The following is a 1,221-nucleotide window of genomic DNA, read 5'->3' on the forward strand; positions in this document are numbered from 1 at the left end:
CTCCCGCAGCTGCTGACGATCCTTCTCCAAATGTGCATCATGTTTACTGACAACCGTAGATAGCTGAAGCTGCTCCTGCTGCAAACGCTCAAGCTTGCCGTTTGCCTCCGTCCATGAACCGTGAATCTGTTCGATGTTATGTACGTACATAGAGATTTCCTTCGTTTTCAGCTGTTCCTTGAGCGCTTTGAAGTGAATGGCTTTCTCCGACTGCTTGCGAAGCGGGCCAACCTGATCCTCAAGCTCCGTCACCAGATCATGAATACGAAGCAGATTTTGCTCAGTTTCATCAAGCTTCCTCTGCGCTTCGCGCTTACGCGACTTGTATTTGACGATGCCGGAGGCTTCTTCAAATATTCCCCGACGATCCTCCGAGCGCGTGCTCAAAATTTCTTCAATTCGGCCTTGTCCAATGATGGAATAAGCTTCTTTACCGATACCGGTATCCATGAATAGCTCGGTAATATCTTTTAGCCTGCATGGCTGCTTGTTTATTAAATATTCGCTATCTCCGCTGCGATGTACGCGCCGTGTCACTGTTACCTCGTTATACTCGAGCGGCAATGCCCCATCCGAGTTGTCAAGAGTAAGGGATACTTCGCTGTAATTGACAGCTTTCCTAGCATCGCTTCCGGCAAAAATAATATCTTCCATCTTGCCGCCGCGGAGGCTCTTTGCGCTTTGCTCGCCGAGCACCCAGCGTATGCCGTCCGAGATGTTGCTTTTTCCGCTGCCGTTCGGCCCTACAACCGCAGTAATACCGGTTACAAACTCCATTTCGGTCCGATCAGCGAAAGACTTAAAGCCTGATAATTCAATCCGTTTCAGAAACATGTCTTGGTTTTCACCTCACCCCTCATTGTACCACATCTTATGGGCCTTGATAACCATTTAAGCTACTAAAAGCAACCAAATGCTGCGTTTATCACCTTATTTCAGCTGGTTAAACCGCTCTTCCTTTTTTATCAGGGCCACATAATAAACGTTCATAAAAAAAGAGAGCGCCCGGCAGGTCAGAAGACCTTCCGGAAACTCTCTATGCTGATTAGCCTTGTTCCTGAGATAGCGTGCGCCATGCTTCAGCTGCAGCACGCTGCTCCGCTTCCTTCTTCGTCCTCCCGCTGCCGACGCCAAAACGCTCTTCACCGAGATATACTTCAACGACAAATTCACGGTCATGCGCAGGTCCACGTTCTTCAATGATTCGGTATTCCACCGCAC

Annotated in this window: 2 protein-coding genes; both read right to left on the reverse strand. The window is 48.9% G+C overall.

Annotated elements, in window-relative coordinates; genetic code table 11:
* Positions 1-834: chromosome segregation SMC family protein (locus AB4Z17_RS33555; RefSeq protein ID WP_441964779.1), on the reverse strand; the 834-nt coding region annotated here is incomplete at its 3' end.
* A 211-nt stretch (positions 835-1,045) separates the two neighbouring features.
* Positions 1,046-1,221 (reverse strand): putative dsRNA-binding protein (locus AB4Z17_RS33560; RefSeq protein WP_441964781.1); only part of this gene is annotated, 176 nt, incomplete at its 5' end.

The sequence above is a fragment of the Paenibacillus sp. TAF43_2 genome (assembly GCF_052113545.1).
In the GTDB taxonomy this organism is placed as follows: Bacteria; Bacillota; Bacilli; order Paenibacillales; family Paenibacillaceae; genus Pristimantibacillus.